The 8,965-nt window shown below is 40.2% G+C and carries 1 protein-coding gene; it reads right to left on the bottom strand.

The window, feature by feature from the left end:
* Positions 1-8,965 (bottom strand): non-ribosomal peptide synthetase (locus tag MP478_RS22395; protein ID WP_257201713.1); only part of this gene is annotated, 8,965 nt, incomplete at both ends.

The raw sequence follows: 8,965 nt of genomic DNA, 5'->3' as shown, positions 1-8,965 counted from the left end.
GTACACAAAGCCTTCCTGTAAGCTGTTCGCTAAATAAACCCCTTCAATTTCCCCTTTCTCCTGAATACCAAATAGCTGTTCCTGCTCTACAATATAGTCTATATCAGATGGGGTAAGAATGCTTTTAATTTCCTTTGAAAGCTGATCTACAATAGCCTCTATATTGGCTTTTAATCGTTCTGAAAAGCGATTAATCTCTTCTTCCTGAAGGTAGCCTGCAACACCAAATTTAAGATGTCCGTCTACAACAGCTCCATTGATACTGATCTGATTATTATCTTTATTTCTTTTTCCAATACTCAATCCACTATCTTCAGCAGCAATCGTCCAGTTTTTGTCACCAAGTTCCTGATCCAACTGACCTAAGTAATTAAAGCTGACCTTAGGTAACTCACGCTCTGTATAGCCTATCAAACTACCATAGCCAATTCCGTTGTTCGGGATGATTCTCAAAGCTTCTTTGGTGGAAACAACAGTATCTCTTAGATTCTTTCCTCTCTTCAGAAGCAATGGATACATCGTGGTAAACCAACCTACGGTTTCCGTAATATCAAGATTACCTGATATTTCTTCACGACCATGACTTTCCAATAAAACAGGATGAATATCTTTTCCACTTAATTCTGAAAGAGTAACGGATAAAGCTGAAAGTAATAAATCATTGATCTGGGTATGGTATGCATGATTGGTACCTCTAATCAACGCTTGAGTCATCTCTTTGGATAATTTCAGCTCACTGTAGTGTTGATCTTTAATTATGAACTGATCCAGACCTTTGTTGTTCTTTTCTACATTATTTGCTGTTGTATTCCAGAATAAAAGTTCCTGGGCTCTGGATTCCGGGTTTTCTGTTTTATAGCTTCGCACAGCTTCCACCCATTGTCTGTAGCTTGTCCCTTTTGTATGGGCAGCAATATATTCTGTATCTCCTTTTTCAAGGGATTGGTAAATATTCTTTAAATCTTCGGTAATAATTCTCCAGCTTACGGCATCGATGATCAAATGGTGAAAGGCAAAATAAATCCTTGCGCTGTCATCCTGATAACCGCTGATATAGCCGATCTGATACAATGATCCGTTTTCAATATCAAACTGAGACTGCCACTCTGTAAATACATGAGACCGTTCTTCTGAATTTAATCCGGAAGCATCCAGATAATTGACCGAAGGGATTTCTGGTTTTCCATATTGTTGAATGTATTTTCCATCTTCTCTACGATATTGAAGTCTAAGTGCGTCATGTCTTTCGATCAAGCACTTCACTGATTCTTCCAGAAGTTCTTTCTTTAGAACAGGCACATAAAGTAAGAAGGCCTGATTCCAGTGATTGAAATCTCCAAGATACCCCTGTTCTTTCTGGCTGAAGAACCAATCCTGAATTGGCAAAAGAGCAACTTCTCCTTCCAGCACTCCCTGTTCCGTCAAAATGCGGATATCCTCAGTATCTTCTTTACTTTCTATAAGTAAAGACAGAGAAAAAATAGTCCTGGTAGTGAATACTTCCCTAACTGTCAGCCTGATATTTAATTGTTGTCTGATTCTTCCTACCAGCTGGATACTGATGATACTGTCGCCTCCTAAGCGGAAGAAATCATCTTCGATACTGATACTTGCAGCATCAAGACCCAAAACATCCCCATAGATCTGGCACAGTTTGACCTGAAGATCCGTTTGGGGAGCAACATAATCTTTGCTTCCTGTAAATTCAGGTTCCGGAAGTTGTTTTCTATCTAGTTTTCCATTGATCGTTAATGGCAACGCTGTTAAGTGTACAAAAGCACCTGGTACCATATATTCCGGTAAACGCTCTGACAAATGTTCTGAGAGTAAATTGGAATCAATCTCAACATCTGATACATAATATCCTGCCAGGTATTTTAAGCCGGATTTGTTTTCTTTAGCCAATACTGCCGTCTGGCGGATTCCAGGATAATGAAGCAAGGTATTTTCAATCTCCCCTAATTCAATTCTGTAACCACGGATCTTTACCTGGAAGTCATTTCTGCCGATATATTCAAGCTCGCCATTAGCTAACCAGCGTACTAAGTCTCCCGTTTTGTATAGACGACTGTTTTCGCCTCTTGCTTTTTGTGATAATGTCTGGAATGGGTTATCAAGGAAACGTTCTTCTGTTAAATCCGGGCGGTTTAAATAACCTCTGGCAATTCCGGCTCCTCCGATATAAAGCTCTCCTACAGCTCCCACTGGAACAGCCCGCATATGGCCATCCAACACATAAGTCGTCATATTCCCAATAGGACCTCCGATGTTGAGCGGGTTACCGTCTTCCTTATAATAATGCAATGTTGCACACACTGTGCCTTCGGTTGGACCATAAGCATTAATGATATCCACTCCTTCAGCCTGATAAAGAGCCATCAATTGTGGATTTGTTATATCCCCGGCTACCATAAGTTTTTCTAGTGGTAAGGTATAGTCTTTAGTCAATAAAACCGGTGGTATTGTGGCAATGCTGATGTTATTTACTGCTATATATTCCTGTAATCCTGCAATATCAGTCTGTCTCTCTTTATCCAATACATAAATACTGTGACCATGGGTAATCACAGGATAAAGTTCTGCAACATGGGCATCAAAGACGTAATTGGCATACCATAGACAGCTTTTGTAAGCCGTTCCATCAGAAATAAGATCCAGATCTTTAGCAAATTGCTTGGTCAGGTTGGAAACACCTTTATGTTCGATCATTACTCCCTTAGGAAGTCCTGTTGTTCCACTCGTGTAAATGACATAGGCAAGGTTACCTGAATTCACCTGGGTAACAGGATTACTTGAATCTGTGAGTTCAAGCTGTGCTTTAATATTTACCTCATCTAAAGCGATAAAATCTACCCCCACATCTCCCAGCTTTTCGACTGTACTTTCCTGACCTAAGACAAGTTTTGCCTCAGTATCCTGAAGGATATGTTTTATTCTGTCTGCAGGATAAGAAGGATCCATCGGGACATAAGCTGCACCCGACTTCAGAACTCCTAACATTGCAATCAGCATGTTCTCAGAACGATCTAAACATAAAGGAATAATATCGTCAGGCTGAAGATTGTAAGTTTGGATAAGATAGTTGGCCAAACGATTTGCTTTCTCATTCAGGTCTTTGTAGGACAGTTTAATATCCTGATAGACTAAAGCAATATGATCTGGGGTCTTTGCAACCTGATCTTCAAACAGCCTATGAATGGTTTTTTCAGATGAATAATCAGAAACCGTATTATTCCAGTCTTCTGTTATTTTTTTATAATCATTTTCCTCTAAAAGACGAAGATCATTGATTCTGGTATTTTTAGCTTCTGCATCACTCATCCGGGCCAATTGCTCCAGAAGCCACACATAAGTATCTTTTAATTTTATAATGGTATCTCCATTGAAAAGAGATACAGCATAGTTAAACATTCCGCGGATGTTTTCTTCACCATCATCTATCATGGTGGTCAAGTCAAACTTCGCAGCCTGATAATCAATTTCTCCATCAAAAGGAGAAAATAAAGTTTCGTTATTATCAGAATTTCCTCCGAAACTCTGAATTCCAAACATCACCTGAAAGACAGGATGTCTGGAGGTATCCTGCTCTACACCCAATTCTTCCACCAGCTTCTCAAATGGAAGATCCTGATGAGACTGGGCTTCTGTTACAGATTTTGATACCTGAAGAATAAAATCTTTAAGACTCTGTTCAGGATCAATACTTTCTCTTAACGCCAATGTATTGACGAAAAATCCGATCATGTCCTCAAGACCTGCATGGTGACGGTTGGCAATTGGGCTTCCCAATACAATATCATCCTGCCCCGAATACGCAGAAAGCATCAGGTAATATCCTCCAAGCATGACACTATTCAGACTTACTCCCAAATCTTTGGAAAGCTTTCTCAGACCAGAACCAGTCTCAGAAGAAAGATTAAAGTACATACTAGCCCCTTCATAAGAAATATAGGAAGGCCTTTTATGATCTAAAGGCAGATTGAGAGATTCAAAACCGTCAAGGGTATTTTTCCAGTACTTGATCTGCTTTTCCAATACCTCTCCGGCAAGATAGTTACGCTGCCATAGCGCAAAGTCTTTGTACTGAATCTTTAAGCCTGGCAATTGAGAGTCCTTACCTGCTTCAAAAGCTTCATAAGCTGCCTGTATTTCCTTTAAAAATACATCTATTGACCAGCCGTCAAAAGCAATATGATGAACAACTACAGACAGGTAATAATGCTCTTTCAGCTTGAAAACATTAATATCGACAGGGAGTTCTTGCTCCAAACGGAAAATCTTGTTGGCCGATCTGTTTATACTCTCTTCCAATTCTTCCCTGGTCTCTACTTCTGTAATTGTAAACTCAGGAATAAGGTCTGTAACCACCTGGTAGCCTACTCCTTTCTCAGTAGTCCGAATTACAGAACGAAGCACTTCATGGCGCTTTACCACAGCTTCTATAGACTTTTGAAGAAAATCTAATTTTATTTTTTCTCCCAGGCTGAAAGCCATCGGAATATTATAGGCACTACTTCCTCCTTCAAAAGCTTCTATAAACCACAGTCTTTCCTGGGCAAATGACAGACGCTGCTCTTCGGGTGAAGAAAATACTATCGGTATAATAATTAGCTGCTCATTCACTTTGGAGTCTGATTCCAGCACCGAGCTCAAAGATGCAATGGTTTTATGGCTGAATACGGAAGCCACCTGAATCTGAAATTCCAGCTGGTTCCTTATTTTACTGATCAACTTGATCGCCATAATACTGTTACCACCCAGCTTGAAGAAATCATCATGAATACCAATAGTATCACTATTTAATCCCAATACCTCTCCATAAATACGACATAATTTTTCCTGCAACTCATTCTCTGGCGCTGCATATTCCATACTTGCTGTAAACTCTGGCTCAGGAAGCTGTTTTCTATCGAGTTTTCCATTTATAGTCAATGGAAGATGATCAAGATACACATAAGCATTGGGAACCATATATTCAGGCAATGATTCTGCCAGAAATTCCGAAAGCAAAGAAGATTCTATAGGAGTATCAGATACATAATATCCGGCAAGATATTTCACGCCAGCGGTATTTTCTTTGGCCAGTACAACTGCCTGGCGAATTCCGGGATACCCCAGCAATGCGGTTTCAATTTCTCCCAGCTCAATTCTATAGCCACGGATTTTCACCTGGAAGTCATTACGTCCCAGATATTCCAGGTCACCATTGGGAAGATAGCGAACAAGGTCCCCGGTTTTGTATATTATATTATTTTTTCCTCTGATTTTCTGTAATTCGGTTTGGAAAGGATTCGAAATAAATCGCTCAACAGTCAGTTCCGGTCTGTTCAGGTATCCGCGGGCAATTCCGTCTCCACCGATATAAAGCTCTCCTACGGCTCCTGGAGGAACCGGACGATAGAGATTATCCAGTACATAGACAGAGGTATTCCCAACAGGACGTCCAATCAAATGTACATCTCCATGATATACCTGTTTATAAGTAGCATAAATTGTAGCTTCGGTAGGTCCATAAAGATTGTAAAGGGTGGTGTGCCCAGACCAGTATTTTCCGGTTTCATAATCGCACGGTTCTCCTGCATAGAGCAATCCTTTTAGGTTCGGATATTGTATTTTTGGAAGTACGGATAGCATTACCGGTGGTAAATAAGCATAAGCTATCTGATGATCCAGGAGATAGCTGCTTATTAAATCTGCATCCTTTTTAGTAGCCTCATCTAGCAAATGCAGCTCATTTCCAAACAATAAAGTATTGAAAAATTCTGATACAGATACATCAAAAACATAGGAAGTATAAGCTGTTATTTTCTTTCCTTCACTGAATCCGTATGCATCTCTTACCTGGCTCACCACATTCACTACATTTCTGTGCTCTATCATTACTCCTTTAGGCATTCTGGTCGTTCCACTGGTGTAGATGACATAGGCTAGATTGTTTGCCCCGGTTGTGGTCACCGGATTTTTTGCATCTATTTTACCGATAAAGGTTTTGAATGTTTCCTCATCAATAGATATTCCTGTTACCTGGTCTAATCTTCTTACCTTTTCTAATGTTCTTTCCTGGGTAAGGACTATTTTTGCTCCGGTATCATCAAGAATATGTTTTATTCTGTCTGCAGGGTATGCCGGATCCATAGGTACATAAGCTGCACCTGCCTTTAATACGGCTAAAATTGCAATCAACATATCTTCTGAACGCTCTAAACAAAGAGGAACAAGATCATCTGATGTAAGCTTATAATTTTCAATAAGATAATGAGCAAGTTGGTTTGCTTTCTGATTCAGTTCACGATAAGAAAGCTTACTATCCTGATATACTAAAGCTATATGATCAGGTGTTTTTTCTACCTGATCTTCAAATAACTGATGTATTGTCTTTTCTTCAGGATATGCCACCCCAGCCGTATTCCATTCTCCCGTTATTTTTTGATGATCCTCTTTTGTTATAAGGGTCAGATTCTTTACAGTATTGTTTTCTGTTCTATTTACAATGTTAACAAGCTGCCTCAGGAAAAACAAGTACGAATCTATCATGCGCATAATCGTTTCTCTGCTGAAAAGAGATACCGCATAATTGAAAATTCCCTGGATATTGTCTCCATGATCATCAATCATCATGGTCAGGTCAAACTTGGCCGACTGATAGTCTATATTCCCATCAAAAGGCTGGAGAACGGCTTCATGATTTTTAAAAGAGGTTCCGCCATCAAAGCTTTGAAGCCCAAACATGACCTGAAAAACAGGGTGTCGGGACATATCCTGTTCTACTCCTAATTCTTCTACCAGTTTCTCAAAAGGAAGATCCTGATGAGACTGAGCTTCTGTAACCGACTGGGCCACCTGTAGAATAAAGTCTTCAATCGTCTGGTCAGGATTAATTTTTTCTCTTAAAGCCAGCGTGTTTACAAAGAACCCTATGATGTCCTCAAGACCCACATGGTGACGGTTTGCAACAGGGCTTCCCACTACAATATCATCCTGCCCTGAATAGGCAGACAGCATCATATAGTAACCACTTAGCATCATACTGTATAAACTTACTCCCAGATCTTTCGAAAGATTTCTCAGCTCTGATACCAGATCTGCCGGCAGGTCAAAGTATTGTGTTGCCCCTGCATAAGAAATATGGGCGGGCCTTTTAAGATCCAGAGGAATATCCAGTGTTTGGAAACCATCAAGCTTATTTTTCCAGTAAACGATTTGTTGATCGAGTCTTTCCCCTGTCAAATAATCTCTCTGCCATAATGCAAAGTCTTTGTATTGTATTTTTAATTCCGGTAAATCAGGATTTTTCCCTTCAGAAAGAGACTGATAAATACTGCATAATTCTCTGATAAAAATATCAGTAGACCATCCGTCAAAAGCAATATGATGAATCACAACAGACAGATAGTTGCGGTTCTCCAGATTGAAAACATTGATACTCATCGGGAGCTCTTCTTCCAGTCGGAAAACTTTATTTGCTGCATAGTTAATGGCTTCATCAAGCTCTTTTCTGGAGTTTACTTTTCTCGTATAGATAGGAGGTTCCTGACTGGTTATAACCTGATATCCCGCTCCGTCTTTTGTGGTACGAATAAGGCTTCGCAGCACTTCGTGGCGCTGAGTCAGTGTTTTAAAAGATTCCTGAAGAAGCTCAGTTTGAACATTTTCACCCAACATGAAGATCATTGGGATATTGTATGCATTGCTTCCTCCTTCATACGTTTCTATAAACCAAAGTCTTTCCTGAGCAAAAGATAAACGTTGCTCTTCGGGTGAAGATACCAGTACAGGATTGATTACAATCTCTTCAGCCTGACTGCTTTCTTCATTGAGTATATGAGACAATGATGCGACTGTTTTATGGCTGAATACCATGGCTACATTCACCTGAACATTCATCTCTTGTTTGATCTTACTGATCAGTTTGATCGCCATGATGCTGTTTCCTCCCAATCGGAAGAAATCATCGTGGATCCCGATATGTTCCGGAGCGACGCCTAAGATGTCTCCATAAATCTTACACAAGTTCTCTTGTTGTTTGTTCTCAGGACCTGTATATTCTCTGTCTCCGCTGAATTCCGGTTCAGGAAGCTGTTTTCTGTCGAGTTTACCGTTGATCGTTAATGGTAAAGAGGTTAGATGAACAAAGACATTCGGTACCATATATTCCGGTAAAGATTCTGACAGGTATTCCGTAAGAATTTCATTATCAATATCTTCTTCTGATACATAATATCCGGCAAGGTATTTCATCCCCACACTGTTCTCTTTGGCTAAGACTACTGATTGTCTTACTTCAGGATATTGAGACAAACAGTTTTCGATCTCTCCCAATTCTATCCTATAACCCCGGATTTTTACCTGGAAGTCATTTCTCCCAATGTATTCTATATTGCCATCCGGAAGCCAGCGTACTAAATCTCCTGTACTGTACAGCCTTCCATTTTCTCCCTTCCCTTTCTGTTCTTCCGTTTGGAATGGATTGACAATGAAACGTTCTTCGGTCAGATCAGGTCTGTTTAAATAGCCTCTTGCTATTCCAGCTCCGCCAAGGTAAAGCTCGCCTATGGCTCCCACAGGAACTAATCGAAGGTTCCCATCCAGCACATAAGCGGAACTGTTTCCTACAGGACGGCCGATCAGATGCACATCGCCATGGCCTACCTGCTTGTATGTGGCATAGATCGTTGCTTCGGTTGGTCCGTAAAGGTTATACAACACTTTCTCTTCTGACCAGTATTTTCCCGTTTCATAATCACACGGTTCTCCTGCGTATAATAATCCTTTTAGTAATGGATAATCAACACGAGGAAGAACGGATAGCATTACCGGCGGTAAATAGGTGTAAGCAATATCATGGGAAAGTAAATATCTGCTGATGGCATCGGCATCTTTCTTCGTTTCTTCATCCAGCAGGTGAAGTTCGTTGCCATACAGTAAACTGTTGAAAAACTCGGATACGGATACGTCAAAAACGTAT

The sequence above is a fragment of the Chryseobacterium sp. WG14 genome (genome assembly GCF_024586945.1).
In the GTDB taxonomy this organism is placed as follows: domain Bacteria; phylum Bacteroidota; class Bacteroidia; order Flavobacteriales; family Weeksellaceae; genus Chryseobacterium.
Note: the sequence above shows the minus strand (reverse complement) of the source record. Positions and strands in the feature narration are given on the sequence as shown.